This window comes from Acrocarpospora catenulata, assembly GCF_018476525.1.
Lineage (GTDB): Bacteria > Actinomycetota > Actinomycetes > Streptosporangiales > Streptosporangiaceae > Acrocarpospora > Acrocarpospora catenulata.
In genome coordinates, this window is the sequence record NZ_JAHCST010000013.1 from 12,957 (window position 1) to 34,231 (window position 21,275).

A 21,275-nucleotide genomic window follows, 5' to 3' on the forward strand; every position below is an offset into this window, starting at 1 on the left:
GCCGACGAGCTGTACCTGACGGACATGCCGCTGGACTCGGCGGGGCTGCGCGTGCTGTCCCGGGAGGAGTGCCTGCGGCTGCTGGCCGTGACGCCGATCGGGCGGATCGTGTTCACCGACCGGGCGCTGCCGGCCGTACAGGTGGTCAACTACTGCCTGGACGGTCAGGACATCGTCATCCGGACCGCCGTGGGGTCGAAGCTGGCCGCCGCCACCCGGAACGCCGTGGTGGCCTTCGAGGCCGACGAGATCGACGTGGCGACCCGGACCGGATGGTCGGTGACGGCGGTGGGCCGGGCCAGGGCGGCCACCGACCCGGACGAGCTCGCCTGGTACCGCAGCCTGCCGATCACCCCGTGGGCGCCGGGCGACCGCGAGCATTTCATCGTCATCCGGGCGATGCAGCTCTCCGGCCGGTACCTCGAACAGACGCTGTAGTCAGGCCAGTGGAACGCGCCAGGTGACCCGGGTGCCGCCCACGTCGAGGGCGACGGCCTCGCATTCCCCGCCGAGCCGGAGCGCCCGTTCCTGAAGGTTGCGCAGGCCGCTGCGGCGGCCGTCCGGGGGCAGGCCGACCCCGTTGTCAGAGATCATCAGAATGACCTGGCCGTCGCGTACCTCGGCGGAGACTTCCGCCTTGGACGCTTTCGCATGCCGTACCACGTTGGAGAGGGCCTCCTGGAGCACGGCCAGCAGGTGGTCGGCGACCGGGGCGGGGACGGCGTTGTCGAGGCGGCCCTCCATGCGCAGGCCGGGCATGAAGCCCAGGTGGCCGCGGGCGTTCTCGACCTGTTCCACGATGCGGGCGCGCAGGCTGGGCTCGTCGATGTCCTGGGGGGGCTGGAGGGCGAAGATGGTGGAGCGGATCTGCCGGATGGTCTCGTCCAGCTCGTCGATGGCGTGCCGGAGCCGGGCCGAGGTCTCCGGCCGGTCGACCAGGCGGACCGTGCTCATCAGGGTCATGGCCACCGCGAAGAGCCGCTGGATGACCACGTCGTGCAGGTCCTTGGCGATCCGGTCGCGCTCTTCCAGCAGGCCGAGGCGCTCGGCGTGCTGCCGGGTCTCGGCCAGCTCCAGCGCGATGGCCGCCTGGTCGGCGAAGGCCTTCAGCATGCGCAGGATGGGCAGGGTGTACGGCATGCGGCCGGGCCGTTTCCCGATGGCGAGCACGCCGCGCACCGATCCGGCCGCGCCCAGCGGCACCGCCACGGCCGGCCCCCACGCCTCCAGGCCGGGGAGCTCCAGGTCGCAGGTGCCGAGGTCGGCGGCCATGTGCGGCTCGCCGGTGCGGTAGGCGGTGCCGGCCAGCGAGTTGCCCATCGGGATCTCGGTGCCGGTCAGCTGCTCGGCCCCCTGGGCGATCATGACGCGGAGCCGGTCGTCCCCGACCGGGAACAGGATGGTGGCGATGTCGGCGTCGGCCATCTCCCCCGCCCGCCGCACCACCTGGGCGAGCACCTCCCCCACTCCCGCCCCGGAGAGCAGGCTGGTGGTCACCTCTGCGGAGGCCTGGAGCCAGATCTCCCTGCGGCGGGTCTCCTCGTACAGCCGGGCGTTCTCGATGGCCACGCCGGCGGCGGTGGCCAGCGCGGTGACCACGGCCTGGTCCTCCTCGTCGAACTCGCGCCCGCCGCGTTTCTCGGTCAGGTAGAGGTTGCCGAACACCTCGTCGCGGATGCGGATCGGCACGCCGAGGAAGGAACCCATCGGCGGGTGGCCGGGGGGAAAGCCGTAGGACTCGGGATGGTCGGAGATGCGGGCCAGCCGGAGCGGCACCGGTTCCTTGATCAGCAGGCCGAGCAGGCCCAGACCGTGCGGCCAGTGCTCGATGCGGGCGATCTCCTCCTGGCTCAGCCCGACCGGGACGAACTCCACCAGGGTGCGCTCCTCGCCGATCACCCCGAGCGCCCCGTAAGCGGCGTCCACCAGGTGGGTGGCGGTCTCCACGATCCGCCGCAGCACGGTCTCCAGTTCCAGCCCGCCGCCGACCGAGACGACCGCCTCCAGCAGCGCGTGCATGCGGTCCCTGGTGGCCAGCACGGCCTCCAGCCGGGACTGCAGCTCCGACAGAAGGTCGTCCAGCCGCATGCCCGGCATCAACGGATACGACGGGCCATCGGTCATGGGTCTATTGTCGCATCGCCCCTGGTAGCCCCCCATCCGGCTCGGACGGGCGGCCAGGCTCACGCCGGCGGCCGGAACGAGCCTTCCGCCCAGACCCGGCGCTGCTGCTCGTACGGCAGGCGCACCACGGCCACCGGGCAGCGGGCGTTGTCCAGCACGCCGCGGGCGACCGAGCCGAGGCGCGCCGAGGACCCCGACGCCCCCTGCCGTGCCCCCACGACGAGCAGGTTCGCCCCCCGCGAGGCCGACACCAGCGCGCCGACGGGATGTTCCCGCCGGATGTCCTCGATGACCTCGATCTCGGGATAGCGGGCCCGCCACGGGGCCAGGTGCTCCTGCTCGATGTGTACCGGTTCCCGGCGGTCCAGCCAGGCGTGCACCGCCCGGACCGTGCACTTGCGGTGCCGTGCCTGTTCGAAGGTGTAGGCGAGCACGCGCTCGCTGACGGGCGAGCCGTCCAGGCCCACCACGATCTCCGCGCGGCTGAGGCTCGCCGCCGCCTGCTCGGCCGGGCGACCCGCCAGGCGGGTGCCGATGGAGCGGGCGAAGTCGGCGAATCCCCGGCGGGTGGTCCCCGCCGCCGCCGCGGTTCTGGTCGCCCTCCCCGGTCCCCCACCGGTGAAGGCGATGTCATGAATCATGAAAAGTCCCCCCTTGTGACTTCCATTACATTTCGGGGGGCTCTTCGATACCCAGGGTCTTTGGTCCTTTGGTGTTGGACCGTCAGTCCCATGCGACGCCCCTCCCGGTGGCGCAGGCGTTCCGGTGCCTGCGGCGACGCGAGCACGGTCAAGCGGTTCGCGCCGGTTTCTTGGGGGTTTCTAGGTACTACCCCAGGTTATGGCAAAACACACAAGCTTTGACCGTTTTGACATGATTTGACCGAATCGCCGGACGGTACGTGATCCACCACGGAGAGCAACCACATGATCGCAAAGCAGGGGGATTCGCCCATTTCGCCCCGATGTAGGGCTACCAGCCCTCTACGGGCACGGCATCGTCACCGAAAGGTTCCCAGGAGAGCCACGGCGTGGCGGTGTGTTGGCATAGCATCGTGATGCCCCACACTCGACCAATAAGCACCACCTGAGCCCGATACACACCTCCCGAGGACACGCAAAACCCTTGCAAACATGCACCTGTTGGCGACGTTTGCGCAGGTAGCTGCATAAATGTCTAGCTGTGATCTGCGTTACAGAAGGCCCGGAGAGCGGAATCTTTCCTACAGGTTTCTTCGTTCCGCGTCATAGCTCGGGACGTAGTCCGTCTGATAGTTCCGTCTGAGCAGTGCAAGCCCCGATGAGGGGACCCGACGACGAAAAGGTTTGGCTGACGATGAACAGCACCACCGTCTCTGCCGAGCTGGGCCTTCGGCTTGTGGTCCCCGACCGTACAACCGTCCCCCTTCTCGCCGGTCTGAGCTACACGGCCCAGGATCCGTACGCCATCCGGATGGCCTTCCACGTGGGGAACGACGAACCGGTCGAGTGGATCTTCGCCCGTGAACTCCTGACCGTGGGCATCGTGCGCCGCGTGGGCGACGGTGACGTCCAGGTCTGGCCGGCCCGAGCGGACGGCGAGCGCACGCTGAACATCAGCCTCACCTCCCCCTTCGGGCAGGCGCTCTTCGAGGTCCCGCTCGCCCCGCTGACCGAGTTCCTGCACCGGACGTACGAGCTGGTGCCGGCCGGGCGGGAGGTCGACTTCATGGACCTTGACGAGGAGCTCACCAACATGTTGTGGAGCTCCTGAACCGTTACCAAATCCCGACACGCCTCATGCGTTGGTGAAATAGCGTCCTCACAGAGGATTGGGGGCGCGGGGCATGGGGCGTGGCGCGGGAGCGGCGTTACTGGCGGCGGTGCTGCTGCTGGCGGGGTGCACGACCCCGGCGGGCGACGGGCAAACGCCGCCGAACCCGTCGATAGCCACGTCCTCGGCAGCCACGGACACCGGCCAGGAACTCGGCGTGGACGAGATCGGGCACAGCCCCAACATGCGGCTGGTCGCCAACGTGCCGCTGGAGGCGCCGTTCAACGGGCCCCAGTCCTGGGGAACCGATCTGGCGTTCCAGGGCACGTACGCCTATGTCGGCAACTATGACGGGTTCATGGTGGTCGACATCGCCGATCCGGCCGCCCCCAAGGTGGTCGCCCGGGTGGTCTGCCTGGGGGGTCAGAACGACGTGTCCGTACACGGGAACCTGCTCTTCCTCTCCGTGGACTCCCCGCGAGGCGACGACACCTGCCAGAGCGCCCCCGGCGACGCCACCGCGCCCGCCTCCTGGGAGGGCATCCGCGTCTTCGACATCACCGACAAGGCCAAACCGGTCTACCTCACCTCGGTACGGACCGACTGCGGCTCCCACACCCACGCGATCATGCCGACCCCCGAGAAGATCTACATCTACGTCGCCTCGCCCATGTCCGCCCCGGATCCGCAGAACTGCCCCCCGCCGCACGAGAACATCACCATCGTGGAGGTGCCGGTGGCCGACCCCAAGGCCGCCCGGGTCGCCGCCAAGCCGGAGGTGCTGAAGGGCAGGGTCGTCGTGGAGGACGGCGGCGTGGGCTTCAGCGCGGCCGGCTGCCACGACATCACCGTCTACCCGGAGCGCAAGCTGGCGGCGGGCGCCTGCTTCGGCGACGGGGTGCTGCTGGACATCTCCGACCCGCTCCGGCCGAAGCCGCTCCAGCTGGTACAGGACGAGAACTTCGCCATCTGGCACTCCGCCACCTTCAACAACGACGGCACCAAGGTGGTCTTCAGCGACGAACTCGGCGGTGGCATCGCCGCGACCTGCGACGCGAGCGCGGGGACCGAGCGCGGCGCGGACGCCGTCTACGACATCGTCGACAACCGGCGACTGGAGAAACGTGGATATTTCAAGATTCCGCGGGAGCAGACTCCGGAGGAGAACTGTGTAGCGCACAACGGGTCGCTGATCCCGGTGCCGGGCAAGGACATCATGGTCCAGGGCTGGTACCAGGGCGGGGTCTCGGTCTGGGACTTCACCGACTCCGACAAGCCCCGCGAGATCGGATATTTCGAGCGCGGACCGCTGCCGAAGGGTGCGCGGCTGGGCGGGTCGTGGTCGGCGTACTACTACAACGGTTACATCTACTCCAGCGACATCACCAAGGGCCTGGACATCCTGGAGATCAACGATCCGCTCACCGATCCCGCCAAGGCCGTGAAGATGACCGAGCTCAACGTGCAGAGCCAGCACTCGTACTAGGTCATCGCCCCGGCCAGAACGGGTCCCGGCCGATGAAACCCAGCAGTCTGGTCTGGGAATCCGCGCCGCCGGGTACCTCGACTCGAGCGCCGTAGTGGCCAGAGGAGCGGATCGCCTGCTCCATCTGCTCCATCTGAGCGAGGAGCAGAGCACAGAAGTCGAGGTCCAGCCGATCGTCCTGGCCGGTGGCCCTGGAGAGATCCCAGGTGTGCATGAACACGTCGGTCGTGTAGAACTGGTCGATCGCGGTCGCCAGCGGCAGGCTGCCGATGTGGGGGTTGACGAGTTTCCGGTGCGCCGTCTCCGGATCGTCCAGCACCGCCTGCACGGCATCGCAGTGCACCTGCCACGCGGCGACCGGGTCCTCGTCCACCGACGGTCCGCGGGACAGTTCGATGCCGGCGCCGGAGGCGAGAAACCCGGGGAACCATTCGACCAGGTGACGTACGACGTCGCGGGCAGCCCAGTCGGCGACCGGGGATGGCGCGTCCCAGGACCGGGTACCGCGGACCCGGTCGGTGAACAGCCTGGCAACCTGGCGATGCCGCTCGGTTGGGCGGTAAGGCAGCGCCATCGATTCTCCTTCGATAAAAGCCGGGGGCGCCACCTGGACGCCCCCGGCTACTGCGGGTCTCAGGGGTCGAGGTCGTCCGCCGAGCGGGCGGCGAAGGTCGCCATGGCGGCGCGGGTGATCGGGCCGGGCGCCTGCGGGAGGTGCTTGCCGTCGACCACCGAGATGGGCTGGATGTCGCGGGTGGTGGAGGTCAGGAAGGCCTCCTCGGCGTCGTACAGGGCGGCCAGCGGCACGTCCTCCTCGACGCCGCCGCACCACTCCAGGGCCAGGGCGCGGGTCACGCCGGCCAGGCAGCCGCTGGCCAGGGTGGGGGTGATCAACCGGCCGCCGGTGACGATGAAGATGTTGCTGCCGGTGCCCTCGCAGAGCCGCCCGGCCAGGTTCTCGAAGATCGCCTCGCCGCCGCCGCGCTCCTTGGCGTACGCCAGAGCCTTGGCGTTGTCGCCGTACGAGGTGGACTTGACGCCCGCCAGGGCGCCGCGCTCGTTGCGCGGCCAGGGGACGACGACCACCTCGGCGCCGGCCGGGAACGGCTTCTGCTCGCCGACGATGATGACGGTGGTGGTGCCCTGGTCGCCGCGGTCGGAGCCGAGCGGGCCCGGGCCGCTGGTGTAGGTGATGCGGATCCGGCCGAGCGGCCACTTGGGGGCGGCGGCCAGGCACTGCCGCACGCCGTCGGCGATGGCGGCCAGGTCCGGCTCGGGGAGATCCATGCGCTTGGCCGAGAGGGCGAGCCGGTCCAGGTGCCGGGTCAGCGCGAACGACTCGCCCGACATGCACTTGATCGTCTCGAAGACCCCGTCACCGACCATCAGCCCGTGGTCGAACACCGATACGGTGGCCTGCTCCGGTGCCAGCAGGTCACCGTTGACCCAGATGGGAACTCCCATTACCAACCTCCCTAGACGCCAGACCGATGAGCCGCGCCGCCTTCAGTTCCGTCTCCCGCCACTCCAGCCGGGGATCGGAGCCCCACGTGATGCCCGCTCCGGTGCCGAAGTGGATCTCTTCCCCGGAGATCCAGAAGGTGCGGATGCCGACCGCCAGCGCGGCCTCGCGCCGGTCGGCGTCCACCCAGCCCACCGCCCCACAGTACGGCCCCCGGGGCTCTGGTTCGAGCGCATTGATGATGTTGAGGGCGGAGGACTTGGGAGCTCCGGTTACCGAACCGGGCGGAAAGGTCGCGGCGAACAGTTCGGGCCAGGTGGCTTCTGTGGTCGCCTGTACGGTTGATACCAGATGGACGAGGCCGGGGTGGTGCTCGATCTCACACAATGCCTTTACCCGCACCGAGCCCACGTCGGCGACTCGGCCGAGGTCGTTCCGTACGAGGTCGACGATCATCACATTCTCGGCGTAGTCCTTTTCGAGGAGGTCCTCCGGGGTCCGGCCCGTCCCCTTGATCGGTCCCGAGGTCACGATATTTCCGGATTTGGATAGGTAGAGTTCTGGGGAAGCGGAGATCACCTCCAGGCCGGGGACGCTGATCGTCGCCGCGTGTGGGGCGGGGTTGCCCTCGTGGAGCCTGGCTGCCAGGGCCAAGGGGTTGGCGGGGGTCCTGAGCGGCGCTGACATGATCCGGCAGATGTTGGCCTGGTAGACCTCGCCTCGTTCGATCTCCTCACGGATGTGCTGAACGGCCCTCTCGTACGCCTGCTGGTCCAGTGACGAGCGCCAGTCGCCGACCGCGGGGCCGCGCCAGGGGGTCGTCGGCCGCGGAAGGCCCGCCGGGCGTACCTGGTCGAAGCGGGCGCAGGTGACCTTGCCTTCGAAGCTCACCACGACCGCCCACCAGCCCTCGGAGTCGAGAGCCCCGAGGTCGGTGGTCACGTCCCTGAGGCCGGTGGCCAGATAGCCACCGATATGGGCGAAGGCGCCGTGCATCCCCTTATTCTCCCAACCCCGTGTGCGCCGCCCGCCCGGGCTCCCATCCCGTGTATGCCGCCCGCCTGGGCTCCCATGCCATGTGCCCGGCCAGGCGCCCAACCCCATGTGCACTGCGCGGCCGGGAACCCCGGCCTGGACTGAGCGCGCCCGACCGGGAACCCGACCGGGGGCGCTCAGGCCAGCGGGCCGGTCGCCGCCTCTACCGCCGCTACGAAGGACCCGTCCGCGACCAGCCGTACCGCGTTCTCGATCTCCGGAGCCAGGAACCGGTCGCTCCCGGGACCGGCAACCGACTCGCGCAGCAGCGCGACCGCCGCGCCCGTACCGGCGCCCGGCAGGTGCGGCCTGCGCAGGTCGATGGCGCGGGCCGCCGTCAGCAGTTCGATGGCCAGCACCCGGGTCAGCCCGTCGACCGCCCGCCGCAGCTTCCGCCCCGCCGACCAGCCCATCGAGACGTGGTCCTCCTGCATGGCCGAACTCGGGATGGAGTCCACGCTCGCCGGCACGGCCAGCCGCTTCAGCTCGGAGACGATGGCCGCCTGGGTGTACTGGGCGATCATGTGCCCCGAGTCCACTCCAGGATCATCCGCCAGGAACGCCGGCAGACCATGGCTACGTGCCACATCCAGCATGCGATCGGTCCGCCGCTCCGCCATCGAGGCCACGTCGGCCACCGCGATCGCCAGGAAGTCCAGGACATACCCCACCGGAGCCCCGTGGAAGTTGCCGTTCGACTCCACCCGGCCGTCGGCCAGCACCACCGGATTGTCGATCGCGCTCACCAGCTCCCGCTCCGCGACCAGCCGCGCGTGCGCGACCGTGTCCCGCGCGGCCCCGGCCACCTGCGGCGCGCAGCGCAACGAGTAGGCGTCCTGCACCCGCGTGCAGCCCTCGTTCCGGTGCGACTCCATGATCCCCGACCCGCCGAGCAGCTGGCGGAGGTTGGCCGCGCTGGCCGCCTGCCCCGGATGCGGCCGCAGCGCCTGCAGATCAGCGGCGAACACCCGGTCGGTTCCCAGCAGCGCCTCGACGCTCATCGCCGCGCTGATATCGGCCGTCTTCAGCAGCCGGGTGAGATCGTCAATGGCCATGATCAGCATGCCCAGCATGCCGTCCGTGCCGTTGATCAGCGCCAGCCCTTCCTTGGCAGCCAGCTCGACCGGCTCGATCCCGGCCTCCTTGAGCGCCTCCCCCGCCTCCCGGAGGTTGCCCTGCGCGTCCCGTACCGGCCCCTCCCCCATGATCGTCAGGGCCACGTGGGACAGCGGCGCCAGGTCCCCCGAGCAGCCCAGGCTCCCGTACTCGTGCACCACCGGCGTGATCCCCGCGTTGAGCAGGCTCTCCAGCACCTTCGCCGTCTTCGGCCGGATCCCCGTGTGCCCCGTGGCCAGCGTGCTCAGCCTGAGCACCATCAGCGCCCGGGTCACCTCCGTCTCGACCTCGGCCCCCGACCCCGCCGCATGCGATCGCACCAGACTCCGCTGCAACTGCGCCCGCAGCGCCGGATCGATGTGCCGCGTCGCCAGCGCCCCGAACCCCGTCGACACCCCGTACGCCGGCGTGGCCCCCTCCGCCAGCTCCTCGATCCTCCCGCGCGAGGCCGCCATCTCCGCGACCGCGTCCTCATCGAGCCGCACCCGGGCCCCGCCCCTGGCCACCCGGACGACCTCCCCGAGACCCAACGGCCCCGGCCCAACCTCCACGACACCGTTGTCGCGCATTACATCGCTCACTCTCTCAACCGACCAGGGTAACTATCGTCACCCAAGATAGCTCCTTACAGCTCAATTGATTTGGGGAGTCGCCCAGGATTCGCTAGTGTTCTCTCCGTGAGCCGGGCCATCCGGTGATCACGCGGAAGTGGCTCAGTGGTAGAGCATCACCTTGCCAAGGTGAGGGTCGCGGGTTCGAATCCCGTCTTCCGCTCGGCAACCCCGGACGATTAGCTCAGCGGGAGAGCGCTTCCCTGACACGGAAGAGGTCACTGGTTCAATCCCAGTATCGTCCACCATGTTTTGGCAGTTCAGAGAGGGTTCCGGAGCGTCTCCGGGACCCTCTTTCGATCTTTGAGGGTCGTGGGAGCCAATTGGGGAGCCACCTCAGGCGGATTTTCCCTTTTGGCTGGCGCCGAAGATGGTGTTCATGGTCTCGGCACCCTTGGTGATCTCCGGCCTGAGCCGAAGACGGTAGACCGCCTCGGTGACCCGGGTGCCCGCATGCCCGACGAGATCGGCGATGGTCTCGATGGGCACACCGTGCGCACTCATGATCGATACGAACGAGTGCCGTAACTCACGGGGCGTCCAATCCGCCCCGATCCCGGCGTTGACAGTGATCCGCCGGAAGGACCGCCGCACGTTCGCAGCGTCCTTGGGAGTACCGAACCGCGTGCAGAACACCAGCTGGTGATCCTGCCACGCCTCGCCCTGAGCCGTTGCCGGGCCTGACGGGTGTGATGGCGTTGCAGCGTGACATGCCGCGGCCCGCGCTGCCGTCCCCGAATAGGCGGGAGGCCGAACGCCGACGCGTCGACGATGCCGCCGCCGATGTGATCCGCCTCCCACCTGGCCGGCCCGTACGCTGCGAGTCGTCGGGCGGGACCTCGTTTGCTGCGCGGCGAGAACGTCTACCCGGCCGAGGTCGAGGGCGTGCTCTTCGAGCACCCGGCCGTGGCGGAGGCCTCCGTGCTCGGGGTGCCCGACCAGCGGTGGGGCGCGGTCGGCAAAGGCGTTCGTCGTGCCCCAGCTAGCAATGCCGTGAACGGGCAGGCTGCCGCCGAGGGTTCAGCTCGGCGGCACCCGAGGTTGCGTGAGCGACCGGAGGCGACTACCCAAAGTGGCTCCCGAGGGTAACCCGCATGTGGTGTGTTGGGGAGCCGCCGGATCGCGGAAGTGAAATGTTCACCTTTACCGCTCTCTGACCTGGGCGGACGCCACGCCAGGCGACCGCTCCCTCGCCCCACCGACCGCCCCAGCGAATCATCCGGGTCATGAAGCTCCCATTCGCCCTGATCGCTGGAGCCCTGCTCGCGATCACTACCTCACTCCCGGCGTACGCGGCGGACACGACACCACCGTCCCGTCCCAGCGGGCTGACGCCCTGCCCGCCCCCGAGCTCGCAGGCCGGATACGCCGGCATCTGCTGGCAGTCGTCGACCGACGACAGCGGCTCCGTGGCCGGCTACGAGGTCCACATGCTCACGGCGGACGGCTTCGCGAAGAAGGCGTCGCCGACGGCCAGTCCGACGATGATCAGTGGTCTGACCCGGGGCCGGGCCTACACGTTCTACATCGTCGCCCTCGACCTGTCGGGCAACGTGAGCCTGCCGTCACCGTTCATCACTCTGACGGCGACCACCGGCACGCAGCCCTCACCCACCCCTTCACCCACCGGGGACGTGATCCCGCCCACCCAGCCGCAGAACGTACGCGACAACTGCCTGTTCGACTTCCCCGGCACGGCGTTCTGCTGGGACAAGTCAACCGACAACGTGGCCGTGACCGGCTACGACATCTACCGCGAGCCAATCAGTGGCGGCTGGATCAAGGTCGGCAGCGTGGGCCCGCAATATCCGTACTTCACCGAGAGCGGCTTGGTGACCGGCCAGTACTACACGTACACAGTGGTGGCCAAGGACGCCGCAGGCAACGTCAGCGCACCCGCGACCCCCACCCGAATCCTGGCCCGCCAGGGCCTACCCACCCCCACACCGACTCCTACGCCCACTCCTGGCTCCTGCGAGGTCACCTACAACTCCTCAACCTGGAACACCGGCATGAGCGTCTGGATGAGCGTCAAGAACACCGGCACGACCCCGGTCAACGCATGGACCCTTGAGTTCGACTTCCCCGACACCGGCCAGCGCCTCACCCAGGGCTACAGCGCCACCTGGTCCCAGTCCGGCCGCCACGTAACCGCCGTGAACATGCCCTGGAACGGCCAGCTCCCACCGGGCACCACCGTGAGCATGGGTTTCAACGGCACCCACACCGGTCAGAACCCCAAGCCAACCCAGTTCACCCTCAACGGCCTGGCCTGCACGATCACGCCCTGAGCCGGTTCCACGACGACACGCCGCCGGCAGTGGACCCACAGCCGGCGGCTCTCCATTCCAACTGGTCACTCACCGAACAGGCCTTAGTCGGGAGTAGGGTTCCCGGGTCGGTCCTTGCCGACGGTGCTGTTCAACGATCTGGGCGACCTCCCCGATGGCAGCGGGCGACTGCGGTGTCGTCACGCTCACGATCGTGAGACCCACCCGGATCAGAGCCGTGTCATAGACCGTTCCCAGGTGAGGCCCTCGGACGATTCACAGGTCTGCCGAAGTGGGCCGTGCGCGGGCGACGGTCGCCTGGGCGTGTTCGGCCGGGGATCCTCGGTTGGCCCACGCACTGGTCCGGCCGGTCGCGACGGAGCTCACGCTCCGTGGCCAGCCCGGAGATCGGCGACTGGGCCGAGCGGATCCTCGACCTGGTTCGCCGGACGAGGAGGATCTGCGGGCCTTCTGGCTGCTGTGAGCGGCCGTGCGGTACACCCAGAACGGCAACCCCGCAGGCTACGACGACCTGGTGGACCGGGGTGGCCGGCCGCTGAGCCGCTATGTTCGCGCGTACGTCGGAGGAGACGGCCAAGCCCTGAGCCGGTGGCTCTCGGCGGCTGTAGTCTTCCGATCCCGAACTTGCGCTCGGCGAGGATGCCGAGATGCCGTAGCAGACTCGCCGATAGACCGAGGACCTCAGACGGCTGGCTTCCTCCAACTCCGCGATGGATCCCGCCCGATCCCCAAGCTCGAAGTCGGGCCCAGCACGAACGCCGTCTCCTCCAGCGCGCGGGCCAGGACCGGGTAGGCCGAGCAGCGGTCGATGAAATCGCCGCGGACCGCGAGCACCACGATCCCCGCCGGGAGCCGGTCTGCCGCCCCGGTGAAATGAGGCCAGGGTGAACAGTTCTTCGAACTGGTCGACGACCACGATCAGTCGCCGTGGGCCCTGCTCCACCCTCGCATACGCCTTCGCGGGCGTCCCCTCGCCCCGAGGGCGGCGGATCTGCTCGGCGGCCAGGATCTGCTGGGCACGCCGGACCGCCGCCTCGGCCGGGTCGGCGCGTAACTCGGCCAGCACCCGGTCGGGATCGGCGTTGCAGCGGACCGCGAGCTGTACCGCCAGCTGCTGCAACGGCTGCGGGCCGAGGGTTAAGGTGATCTGCGGCCAGCCGTTGTGCCGTAGGCGCAGCCAGCGAATCGGGGGCCATGGTGCTCAGCTGGGGCAGCAGCCCGGCGTGCAGCAGGGAGGACTTACCCGCCCCGGACGCCCCGGTCACGATGATCGGCCCGCCCCCGGAGTGGGTGGCCACCATCGTCAGCAGCTGGTCAGTGGACTGACCTCGGCCATAGAACACCCTCGCCTGGGCGGGCCCGAACGGGGCCAGCCCTTGATACGGGCAGATCCCCGCCCAGGCTGTCGATGGCTTCGCCGGATCCTCCAAGCCGGGACCCGCCGTGGGATCCGCCGTGACCCCCGCTTCCGCCTCGGGCCGGCGCAGGGCCAGCTCGGCCAGCTGCTCTTGGACCTCCAGCAGCAACGCGGTCTGCCGCTGGTCCTGGGACCGGTCGGAACCGGCGCTCGGCGTCCTGCCGAGACAAGGTCTGCTGGATCCGCACGACCGCGCCGTCCAGCCCCCGCAACAGCGGACCGAACCCGGCCACCTGCCCGCCGAGACCAGCGAACCCGGCTGTCAGGTCCCGCAGCAGCCTTTCCTGGTTTTCCTGGCCGCGGGACATGACCTCGCCGACCACGACGGCGGTCGCGTCGATCCGTTCCAGCACCCGTGCCAGGGTTGCGGCCAGTGCCTCGGCCTGCCGATCCTGTGCCGCCAGTACCTGCTCGATCCGGGCGGCGAGCTCCTGGCGCGCCTGCTCGGCAAAAGCCGCGTCCGCCTCACCCGCCTCCGCGTCCGGGCCGGCTCCGGCGTCGGGTCCACGCCCGGCGTCAGGATTGGCCGGCCCCGGGTCTGCCGGTGATGGCCTGCGTGTGCGGGCCCTGGCGGCGTTCAAGGACTCGCCGATGAGACTGGCCAGTATGTTGGACCCGACCGAGCCCACCACCTCCAGCCCGGCCGCCAATCCGGCCGCCACGGGCAGCAGCCCCGGCTCGGCCAACGCGATCGGGACCAGCGCGCTGGCGCACTGCCCGGCCAGCATCGCCCGCAGGCTGGCCCAGGCCACACCCCGCACCGACACGGCGGAGTCCTGGCGGATCCAATGGCGCGCGCCGTCTTGGGCGGTGGTGATCTGCCCGTCCAGCTCCACCCCGTTCTCGGCGCGCGGCAGCAGGGACGGCTCCCCCTCGTCCGGTCCGCTCACCTGGCAACTCCCGCCACCCAGCCACCACCGTCACCGCCCGCGACCTCGCACAACCCGGCCGACAAGCCGGACGCCCCACCCACGCCCACCCGGGCGACCTGAGAGCGCTCGGGGACGCCGCCTGGACACGCGGCCTGTACCGCGACGCCGCCCAGCTCCACAAACACGCCACCACACACGGCGACCCCAACGCCGCCCACGCCCTCGCCACCCACCTGCACGGCCTGCACCCCGGCGACCACGGCCGCCAGCTGGGCCGTCACCCACATCGCCCTGGATGACCCTGCCGCCGTCGCCCTGCTGGTGACGATACTGCGGGAGGCGGGGGCACACGACCAGCTCGCCGTGTTACTGGCCCGCGACCCCGCCACCCACACCCCGAACGACCCGTCCGGCATGGCCAGCCTGGTGGAAGCGCTGGACGAGGTCGGCGCGCACGACCAACTCACCACACTGCTGGCCCCGCGACCCCGCCACCCACACCCCCCTGAACGACTCGCCGGACTCTCTGGTTGGGCTGAGGGCGGTGGGACGACGCATCATCGGGGGGTCGGCGTAGGCCTGGTAGCCGTACTTACCAGCTGGCACGCCGCTGCTCTTCCTCACGGCGGTCAAGATCCCTCAACTCGCTCCGCGCCCGTGCCGCGTAATCGGGGTGGCTGGTGGCGGCCGCTTCGAAGTACCAGCGGCGGGCCTCCTCCACATCCCCCTGCTCGTACTCCGGCAGCCCGAGGTTGTACATCGCCCGGGCCGTGCAGCCGTCGTCGTCGGCGTCGACCCAGTGCCGGAACGAGGTGCGTATGCGGTGGGCAGGTCGGCGGTGACCTGGCGTGCCCGGCCATCAGCCAGGCCGAGCCTTCAGCCATCACGTCCAGTGGCGAGGATGAGGGGCTACTGTCAAAGTCGAGCTCTTACCTGATCACTACAGGTCGTCCCATGGGTCAGGGGGACTCCCATCACGCCAGCTCCCGAGTCTCCCATCGTCCCATGTCCAGGGTTCAGCCGGGCTTCCATCAGGGTCTCGCCCGAACCTGAACCGTTGATTGTTGTCGCCGATTTTCCTGAATAGATCGAACAAGCCAGCGGCAGGAAGCCGTTCGGCCAGTACCGTGTGCTGGTTGTGCGCCCCCGCCTTCAACAAGCTGGCCAGCAGCGCGTCCACGCCAACCGGGTCGTCAAGGACAGCGTGGGTGGCGGGGTCGCGGGCCAGCAAAGCGGCGAACTGGTCGCGCGCCCCCGCTTCCCACAGCGCCCTCACCAGCCACGCTACTTCGTACGGGTTGTTCAGGGGGAGGGTGGTGGCGGGGTCGCGGGCCAACAGCGTGGTGAGCTGGTCGTGCGCGCTCACCTCTCGCAGGGCCTTCACCAGCAGGGCTACTTCGTACGGGTTGTTCAGGGGGAGAGTGGTGGCCGGGTCGCGGGCCAACAGCGTGGTGAGCTGGTCGGACGCCCCCGCCTCCCACAGCTCCCGCATGAGCAGGACTATGGCGTACGGATCCTTCAGGGGGAGGTGGGTGGCGGGGTCGCGGGCCAGCAACACGGCGAGCTGGTCGTGTGCCCCCGCCTTCCGCAGCACCCTCATCAACTGGGCCACGGCTCCCGGGCGGTCCAGGGAGAAGTGGGCGGCAGCTCGTTCGCCCAGCGCGGTGAGCTGGCCATGCATCCCCGCCTTCCGCAGCACCCTCATCAGCCGGGCCACGGCTCCCGGGCGGTCCAGGGAGAAGTGGGCGGCAGCTCGTTCGGCCAGCGCGGTGAGCTGATCATGCATCCCCGCCTTCCGCAGCACCTCTACTAGCTCGGCCACGGTGGAGAGGTTGTCCAGGGGGATGAGGGTAGCGGCTCGTTCGGCCAGCGTGATGTGCTGGTCGTGGGCCCCCGCCTTCCGTAACACATCCAGCAGCGCAGCCACCTTGTCCGGGCGGTCGAGGGCTGCGCGGACGGCAACATGCTCTGCCAGCGCGAAGTACAGGTTGCGCCCCCCGGCCTTGTCAAAGCCATCCAGCAGCACGGCCACGTGGGCCGGTTGGTCAAGGGCGGCATAGACGGCGTTGGCGGCCATCTCCATCACCGCGGTGATCTCGCCGGGCTTGGCGTCCACCCACGGCCAGCACTGCCACCCGGCCAGCGCGTCGGCGAGGGCAGGATACGAGAGCCATATGGCCGATGTGGCATCCGCATTGCCCGGCAGGGCTTCCAATGATCCCGTCGATTCATCAATCGGTTCATCAATCAGCTCATCGAACGGGTAGTCGCCCTCATCGCCCTCGTCGTCCATGCGCGAGAGCAGATCGAGGAGAGCGTCGATGTCGAGCGAGCCCTCAACGACGATGTCATCAGGGTCATCGAGGTCGCCAAGGTCGCCGAGGTCGCCGAGGTCACGAGCGAAGCTTGCAGCCTGTGCGTGGATCTGGGCGGCGTCACGGTACAGGCCGCGGCGCCAGGCGGCCTGGCCGAGGGTGTCCAAGTCGTCTGGATGGGCATGCGCGGACCGCAGCCCAAAAGCCGATGGGCGGGATCTGGTCGGCCCGGTGGCGGCGACCGTGCTGGTCAAGGTAGTCGGCAAGCTGGTAAAACGGGCCGGCCATGTTAGGCATGCCCTCGTCGCGGGTCGTCGCGGCGCATACGGGCATGACCGTTCCGGCGGGGAGTCGTTCGGTTTGGCGGGGGCGCAGCCGGGTCACCGGTCCGGGAACACCCTTGCAGAGGGCTGCGGTGTAGGCGAGCGCTTGTTCCAGCCAGTCATCGCTGAGAACACTCCACTGCGATTGGGTCAGGTAGGCGGGTGCGGCGGCTTCCAGCAGCGCGTGGGAGAGGGCGTGGCGGTGGCCCATCCGGCGGGCGTCCATCGCCGCGTGAATCACCGCCTTGGCCGCAGGCGGGGCATTGCGATAGCGGGCCAGCAGTTCTGGCACCCCGGCCAGATACTGAGTGACCTCCCTATCGGCAGCCCGCGCTAGCGCCTCGGCCAGACGGGCATCGGTGGACGCGGCCTCTTCCAGTGCTGCCTGGACGTGAGCGAAGCCCTCAGTGATGGGGATATCGGTGCCGCCGAGGACCAACCGGGCCTCGGCATGGCGGTCGTTGCCGTCCCGTGTCAGCACATCCCAGTGGTCGGGCCAGATGGTGCCCAGCACCAGCACCGGAGCCCGGAAAGAATCAGCCAGCATGGTGCGCAACGCGGTCGCCACCCGCTCCCCGGTATCGCCGGGGGTGTCCAGGTAGCGCTGGGTCTCATTCAGCCACACCACCGTCTTGCCGCCGACCTCGGCCAGCTGTGCGAGAGCGGCTTCGGGCCGGGTTGGATCGAACGGGTGCCACAACCGCCACCCGCCCGCCGCGCGGAGCGGGGTCAAGGCTTCCCAGCAGGCGCGGGTCTTTCCGGTGGAGGAGCCGCCGACCAGCACCGCCATCCCGCTCTGGCCCGTCAACGTACGGCCGACCACCTCGCCCAACTGCCGGTCATGGGCGCGCGGCACGTACGGCGGCAACACCGGAAGAGCCGAAGGGCCGGGGATGTCCAGCTGGATCGGCTTATGCACCTCCAACGCGAACGGATCGGTCATCTCTTCCAGCGGTCGGCCGGGCCGGTTGTCCGGTCCAGGCGAGGCAGGCCGGTCGGGGCGGGCCCGGGCGTGCGCCTGCTGCCAGGCCGTCATCTGGCCGGCAGAGATGCCGCAGACGGCTAGGACGGCGCGGAGCGTGTCCCACCGGGGAAAGCTCCTGCCGTTGACCATGTCGTGCAGGGTCGAGTTACTGACCTTGGCGGCGGTGGCCACCTCCAGGTAGGGACGGCCGTCAGCGTGGAAAAGCCGCTGCAGCGCCGTCCGCAGATCGGCGCGGGTCCGGATGGTCCGGGGGTCGGCCACCACTCCCCCTCCACGCATGGCATACGCCCCACCCCGAAGGGAGTCCGGGAACGCGTTCGCTTCTGTTCGGTTGCTGATCGGAGCCTAACCCTGGCCTTGCCCCTGACCGGCCGATTCGCCCGACTTCGTCCCGACCGGATGCACCGAACCCACCCACCCGCCGAACGTTGAGGGCATGACCACCACGATCCTGGCTGCCATCGGCGCCCTCACCCTCATCCTCCACACCGCGGTCCGGCTCCCTGCCGCCCTGGCCGAGCTGCTGCGCGCCTTCCTCCCCGTCATCACCACCCTGGCCGAACTGCGGGCCGCGCTGGCTCGCGGCCGCCGACGAAGGGCTTCGTGACCAGCCACCGGCCGGGCCGAGCTCGGAGCCACGCAACGCTCGGCCCAGCTCCACCTTCAGGCTTCGCCGCACGGGCAAGCAGAACCGACACGAACCAGGACAAGACGTGCGCCCACTATGCAGCAGCGCACAACAGGGCTACCGTCAACGCGAAAGCCGGTACTGCCATCTTCGATTGCTCACTGCCAAGTGCACTAACAGCTTCGATGACGTACTGCCAACCCCGATGACGCCAGACATCAATTGTCTGGCGTCAGCGAAGATGACAGTGGCCGACGCTGTGACCTGCGCACTGTCAGATAGCGCTCCGTGACCACTCGCCGGACGCGTCATCGAAGTTGGCAGTAGTGGATGATCTTGCGGATCAGCGAGACGTCAGCATTGCCGCATCGTCAGAAATGGGCGCCGTATGGCGGCGCCGAGGATGGGGCGGTGAAGGTGTTGTGGGCTGATCATGACGCCGGTGATGCGGGTGGCGAGTGCCAAGGCCGCCGGGATGGGGTTGTCGATGGAGTCGCTGGCGGCCGGATCGATGCCCAGTTCACGGAGGTGGCGATTGAGCCGGTCCGGATCGGCGCCCTGCCTGTCGACGGGATACCCCGGGTTGATGTCGGTGATGAGCTGGCCGTCGACGGCGTAGGCGACGTGGTCCTGGGCGTAGTCAGCACGAAGCACCGCCGCGGCTTCTCCGCCGTCGCGTGACAGGGCGCTCAAAGCCTCCCGTTGCGCGCCGCGCCAGCCGCAGTCTTCGATCGCGACGGTCCATTCGCCGATTCGCCGCACGGTGATGACCTGGGGCCCTTCCGGAGAGGAGTAGTCCTCATCTCCGATCGGGCGGATGTCCTCGTCTGCGGGCCGTCAGGGTCGACTCCCGGCCGCGTCGGTCAAATGGTCAGTCGGCGGACGCCTCCCACCCAATCGCCGATGCGTAGCCCTTCTAGCCTGAGGGAGAGTTGCAGCTCTAGTTGGCGCTCGACGTCGCCCCATTCCGGTAGCAGCGCTTGGCAGCGCGAGATGCGCTGATAGACGGTATTCGGATGGACGTGCAGCGCTTTCGCGGTGGCGCCGGCGTTCCTCCCATGGGCGAAATAGGTGCCGAGCGTGCGTGTGAGTTCAGCACCGTGCGCCTCGTCGTACTCGGCGACCGGCAGAATATTCACGCGGCGGATCTGCTCGAGTTCGTCAACCCCGATTGCCGACAATGCGAGCTCAAGGCATCGCAAGGCCGAGACATCCAGGAAGGCGTCTGTGGACCCGAGGTGGTGGAGCAGCCGAGTTGCCCGGACGATGTCCGACCACGCCTCGTGGAGGCGTTCGACCTTGTCGGCCTCGGCGTGGGCGACCAGCAGTGGAACCTTGATCGCGGCCGCCAGATCCGAAAACAATTCGTAGAGCCGGTCGACGGTGGCGCCGTGTACGGCTAGCAGCCCGTCGAGCTCGGCGACGAGGAGACCAGCGCGACGACACTGGCTGGCCACGGAGTCGACCGTGGCCGACGCCGCACCCGCGAGATGGACGGCGGCCAGTGGTTCCTTGGGGTCGAGTTCGACGCCTTCCTGGGCCAGCCTGCGTCCGAGCTCGGACCTGAACGGCTGCGAGAGGAGCTCGCTGAAGAGCTGGGCGACGGTGGATGCGCGCCCCGTGTCCACGGCATCGGCTTGACGCAGCAGCACGCTGGCCGCCATGGCCGCGCGCTCGAGGAGCCTGATGTCGCCCGTGGCGAGCTCGGCTCCATGAGCCTGGAATACGAGCAGCCCGCGGAAGCCGTCGGGTAGCCCGATGGGCACGTAGTAGTGGCGGTCATCGGCCGCGCTGACGCCGGGGACACACACGTACAACGGTGTCGTGGCCAGCTCGCGGGAGCCGAGGACCCGACCGAGTTCACTACGCATGGACCGGAGGGGATTGTCGCCGAGCGATGAGGCCTCGGCCACCCTGCGACCTCGTGAGTCGACGACCAGGATGACACCGTCCAGCACGTCGCAGACCGCGTTGCAGAGCTCGACCAGACCCAGGCTGTCGAGGAGTACCTGCATGATTCGGTCGTACACGCCGGCGACGCGTTCTGCCGCGACGACGTGGTGGCGCAGCTCAGCGTTGGAGAAGTTCAGCTGGTCGACCAGCTTCTCCTTCTCCGCCTGAGTCCGGATACGCCGGAACGCCACAGCGGAGTGGTCGCCCAGGTCGCGGAGCAGGGAGATCTCGGACGGAAGCAGCTCGCGGCTCCGGCGCCAGCTCAGTAGCAGCACGCCGATGAGGTGCGATCGCGTCTGGAGCGGTACGCCGACGACGGTCCGCAGCTGCTCGTTCCGGATCGCCTCGTCGACCGGACCGATGTGCTGGATCCGCTCGTCGGTCAGATAGTCGTGAGAGACGAACGGCTGGCCGGTCTGGGCGACGCGGCCGGCCACACCCTGGCCCTGGTCGAGGATGATCAGATGCGTGTCCGGGCCGATGGACCCGACCGAGGCGGCCACGGTGAGCGCGCCCGCCGCGAGGTCCTCCAGCAAGAGGATGGCCATGTCGGCCGGGAGCAGCCGGAGCGCGGCTCGGACTACCCCGTCGGACAACTCCCGGGCGCTGACCAGGCGGGAGAGCTCGAGCAGAGACGCATTGAGCTCGTGCACCGCCTTGTTGGTCAGGCGGCCCCGCGAGACCTCTGGACTCCTCTCACGCGCGTGGTGCAGGAACTCTTCGAATAGCCGGGCCTGGCGGGCCTGGCGGGCCTGGTCGCCTTGGTGCAGGAGGCTGGTGAGCTCGTTGACGATCGCGCGCACCCGTTCGGCATCGCCCTCGCCGAGGGCGTCGATGACGTTGCGGACCGCTCGCACGTCTGGGTCCGGCGGCGGCCCGTGCACGCTCATACTGTCCGACCTCTC

General features: G+C 69.1%; 21 protein-coding genes and 2 tRNA genes. 8 read left to right on the forward strand and 15 right to left on the reverse strand.

Annotated features, from left to right (window positions below):
- Nucleotides 1–24: 24 nt before the first annotated feature.
- Nucleotides 25–438 (forward strand): pyridoxamine 5'-phosphate oxidase family protein, encoded by a 414-nt coding sequence (locus KIP79_RS15725; protein ID WP_214105716.1) that lies wholly within the window; start codon nt 25–27, stop codon nt 436–438.
- Here the strand turns inward: KIP79_RS15725 and KIP79_RS15730 are convergent, their stop codons facing one another.
- Together KIP79_RS15730 and KIP79_RS15735 are read right to left on the reverse strand one after the other, a co-directional pair.
- A complete protein-coding gene (locus tag KIP79_RS15730; protein WP_250213312.1) occupies nt 439–2,124 on the reverse strand; it encodes a sensor histidine kinase in 1,686 nt (561 codons plus the stop codon).
- A gap of 59 nt (nt 2,125–2,183) precedes the next feature.
- Nucleotides 2,184–2,765, reverse strand: a complete 582-nt coding sequence (locus KIP79_RS15735; protein WP_214105552.1) for a universal stress protein — start codon at nt 2,763–2,765, stop codon at nt 2,184–2,186.
- A gap of 694 nt (nt 2,766–3,459) precedes the next feature.
- On the opposite strand from KIP79_RS15735, the gene KIP79_RS15740 reads away from it, so the two are divergent.
- Complete coding sequence (locus KIP79_RS15740; RefSeq protein ID WP_214105553.1) at nt 3,460–3,876, forward strand: SsgA family sporulation/cell division regulator; 417 nt, start codon at nt 3,460–3,462, stop codon at nt 3,874–3,876.
- 73 nt (nt 3,877–3,949) lie between these two features.
- A complete protein-coding gene (locus tag KIP79_RS15745) occupies nt 3,950–5,362 on the forward strand; it encodes an LVIVD repeat-containing protein (RefSeq protein WP_214105554.1) in 1,413 nt (470 codons plus the stop codon).
- A 1-nt stretch (nt 5,363) separates the two neighbouring features.
- Here KIP79_RS15745 and KIP79_RS15750 read toward each other — a convergent pair whose 3' ends face one another.
- From KIP79_RS15750 to hutH, 4 genes are all read right to left on the reverse strand, one after another.
- Nucleotides 5,364–5,936: a TIGR03086 family metal-binding protein gene (locus tag KIP79_RS15750; RefSeq protein WP_214105555.1), complete on the reverse strand. Its 573-nt coding sequence runs from the start codon at nt 5,934–5,936 to the stop codon at nt 5,364–5,366.
- Between the two features lie 59 nt (nt 5,937–5,995).
- The gene (locus KIP79_RS15755; RefSeq protein WP_214105556.1) at nt 5,996–6,826 is read right to left on the reverse strand and encodes an aminotransferase class IV; all 831 of its coding nucleotides are present in this window, start codon (nt 6,824–6,826) and stop codon (nt 5,996–5,998) included.
- Entirely contained in the window at nt 6,798–7,820 is a 1,023-nt protein-coding gene (locus tag KIP79_RS15760) for a chorismate-binding protein (protein WP_214105557.1), read from the reverse strand. Before KIP79_RS15760 ends, KIP79_RS15755 begins: the two co-directional genes overlap by 29 nt.
- 176 nt (nt 7,821–7,996) lie before the next feature.
- Complete coding sequence (gene hutH, locus KIP79_RS15765; RefSeq protein ID WP_214105718.1) at nt 7,997–9,544, reverse strand: histidine ammonia-lyase; 1,548 nt, start codon at nt 9,542–9,544, stop codon at nt 7,997–7,999.
- A 133-nt stretch (nt 9,545–9,677) separates the two neighbouring features.
- Between hutH and KIP79_RS15770 the strand changes: the two genes are divergently transcribed.
- Both KIP79_RS15770 and KIP79_RS15775 read left to right on the forward strand, forming a co-directional pair.
- Nucleotides 9,678–9,749, forward strand: a tRNA-Gly gene (locus KIP79_RS15770).
- Between the two features lie 10 nt (nt 9,750–9,759).
- Nucleotides 9,760–9,834: transfer RNA gene (locus KIP79_RS15775), tRNA-Val, on the forward strand.
- Between the two features lie 88 nt (nt 9,835–9,922).
- On the opposite strand, the gene KIP79_RS49450 is transcribed toward KIP79_RS15775, so the two are convergent.
- The gene (locus KIP79_RS49450) at nt 9,923–10,486 is read right to left on the reverse strand and encodes a tyrosine-type recombinase/integrase (protein WP_308169741.1); all 564 of its coding nucleotides are present in this window, start codon (nt 10,484–10,486) and stop codon (nt 9,923–9,925) included.
- 6 nt (nt 10,487–10,492) lie between these two features.
- Here KIP79_RS49450 and KIP79_RS50055 point away from each other — a divergent pair, with 6 nt between their 5' ends.
- Entirely contained in the window at nt 10,493–10,675 is a 183-nt protein-coding gene (locus KIP79_RS50055; RefSeq protein ID WP_372453590.1) for a hypothetical protein, read from the forward strand.
- A 137-nt stretch (nt 10,676–10,812) separates the two neighbouring features.
- A complete protein-coding gene (locus KIP79_RS15790; RefSeq protein ID WP_214105559.1) occupies nt 10,813–11,877 on the forward strand; it encodes a cellulose binding domain-containing protein in 1,065 nt (354 codons plus the stop codon).
- Between the two features lie 362 nt (nt 11,878–12,239).
- On the opposite strand, the gene KIP79_RS50060 is transcribed toward KIP79_RS15790, so the two are convergent.
- From KIP79_RS50060 to KIP79_RS15815, 6 genes are all read right to left on the reverse strand, one after another.
- Nucleotides 12,240–13,220: an nSTAND1 domain-containing NTPase gene (locus KIP79_RS50060; RefSeq protein WP_372453586.1), complete on the reverse strand. Its 981-nt coding sequence runs from the start codon at nt 13,218–13,220 to the stop codon at nt 12,240–12,242.
- Nucleotides 13,192–14,184 (reverse strand): hypothetical protein, encoded by a 993-nt coding sequence (locus KIP79_RS15795; protein ID WP_214105560.1) that lies wholly within the window; start codon nt 14,182–14,184, stop codon nt 13,192–13,194. The genes KIP79_RS50060 and KIP79_RS15795 overlap by 29 nt, the downstream gene beginning before the upstream one ends.
- Complete coding sequence (locus KIP79_RS15800; RefSeq protein ID WP_214105561.1) at nt 14,181–14,447, reverse strand: hypothetical protein; 267 nt, start codon at nt 14,445–14,447, stop codon at nt 14,181–14,183. Before KIP79_RS15800 ends, KIP79_RS15795 begins: the two co-directional genes overlap by 4 nt.
- 311 nt (nt 14,448–14,758) lie before the next feature.
- Nucleotides 14,759–14,926, reverse strand: a complete 168-nt coding sequence (locus KIP79_RS15805) for a hypothetical protein (RefSeq protein ID WP_214105562.1) — start codon at nt 14,924–14,926, stop codon at nt 14,759–14,761.
- Nucleotides 14,927–15,106: 180 nt separating this feature from the next.
- A complete protein-coding gene (locus KIP79_RS15810; protein WP_214105563.1) occupies nt 15,107–16,648 on the reverse strand; it encodes a tetratricopeptide repeat protein in 1,542 nt (513 codons plus the stop codon).
- Entirely contained in the window at nt 16,602–18,053 is a 1,452-nt protein-coding gene (locus KIP79_RS15815) for a helix-turn-helix domain-containing protein (RefSeq protein WP_214105564.1), read from the reverse strand. Before KIP79_RS15815 ends, KIP79_RS15810 begins: the two co-directional genes overlap by 47 nt.
- A 172-nt stretch (nt 18,054–18,225) precedes the next feature.
- On the opposite strand from KIP79_RS15815, the gene KIP79_RS15820 reads away from it, so the two are divergent.
- The gene (locus tag KIP79_RS15820) at nt 18,226–18,396 is read left to right on the forward strand and encodes a hypothetical protein (protein WP_214105565.1); all 171 of its coding nucleotides are present in this window, start codon (nt 18,226–18,228) and stop codon (nt 18,394–18,396) included.
- Between the two features lie 375 nt (nt 18,397–18,771).
- On the opposite strand, the gene KIP79_RS15825 is transcribed toward KIP79_RS15820, so the two are convergent.
- Together KIP79_RS15825 and KIP79_RS15830 are read right to left on the reverse strand one after the other, a co-directional pair.
- A complete protein-coding gene (locus tag KIP79_RS15825) occupies nt 18,772–19,179 on the reverse strand; it encodes a DUF6461 domain-containing protein (RefSeq protein WP_214105566.1) in 408 nt (135 codons plus the stop codon).
- A gap of 101 nt (nt 19,180–19,280) precedes the next feature.
- On the reverse strand, nt 19,281–21,260 hold the full coding sequence (locus KIP79_RS15830) for a helix-turn-helix domain-containing protein (RefSeq protein WP_214105567.1): 1,980 nt from the start codon (nt 21,258–21,260) through the stop codon (nt 19,281–19,283).
- Nucleotides 21,261–21,275 lie beyond the last annotated feature (15 nt).

Bases quoted from the DNA above. Each gene is read 5' to 3' on its own strand.
- KIP79_RS15740 (WP_214105553.1), top strand. From the start codon at position 3,460: ATGAACAGCACCACCGTCTCTGCCGAGCTGGGCCTTCGGCTTGTGGTC.
- KIP79_RS15760 (WP_214105557.1), bottom strand. From the start codon at position 7,820: ATGCACGGCGCCTTCGCCCATATCGGTGGCTATCTGGCCACCGGCCTC.
- KIP79_RS15730 (WP_250213312.1), bottom strand. From the start codon at position 2,124: ATGACCGATGGCCCGTCGTATCCGTTGATGCCGGGCATGCGGCTGGAC.
- KIP79_RS15820 (WP_214105565.1), top strand. From the start codon at position 18,226: ATGACCACCACGATCCTGGCTGCCATCGGCGCCCTCACCCTCATCCTC.
- hutH (WP_214105718.1), bottom strand. From the start codon at position 9,544: ATGCGCGACAACGGTGTCGTGGAGGTTGGGCCGGGGCCGTTGGGTCTC.
- KIP79_RS15735 (WP_214105552.1), bottom strand. From the start codon at position 2,765: ATGATTCATGACATCGCCTTCACCGGTGGGGGACCGGGGAGGGCGACC.
- KIP79_RS15755 (WP_214105556.1), bottom strand. From the start codon at position 6,826: ATGGGAGTTCCCATCTGGGTCAACGGTGACCTGCTGGCACCGGAGCAG.
- KIP79_RS15830 (WP_214105567.1), bottom strand. From the start codon at position 21,260: ATGAGCGTGCACGGGCCGCCGCCGGACCCAGACGTGCGAGCGGTCCGC.
- KIP79_RS15745 (WP_214105554.1), top strand. From the start codon at position 3,950: ATGGGGCGTGGCGCGGGAGCGGCGTTACTGGCGGCGGTGCTGCTGCTG.
- KIP79_RS15750 (WP_214105555.1), bottom strand. From the start codon at position 5,936: ATGGCGCTGCCTTACCGCCCAACCGAGCGGCATCGCCAGGTTGCCAGG.
- KIP79_RS15805 (WP_214105562.1), bottom strand. From the start codon at position 14,926: ATGTACAACCTCGGGCTGCCGGAGTACGAGCAGGGGGATGTGGAGGAG.
- KIP79_RS15790 (WP_214105559.1), top strand. From the start codon at position 10,813: ATGAAGCTCCCATTCGCCCTGATCGCTGGAGCCCTGCTCGCGATCACT.
- KIP79_RS15725 (WP_214105716.1), top strand. From the start codon at position 25: ATGCCGCTGGACTCGGCGGGGCTGCGCGTGCTGTCCCGGGAGGAGTGC.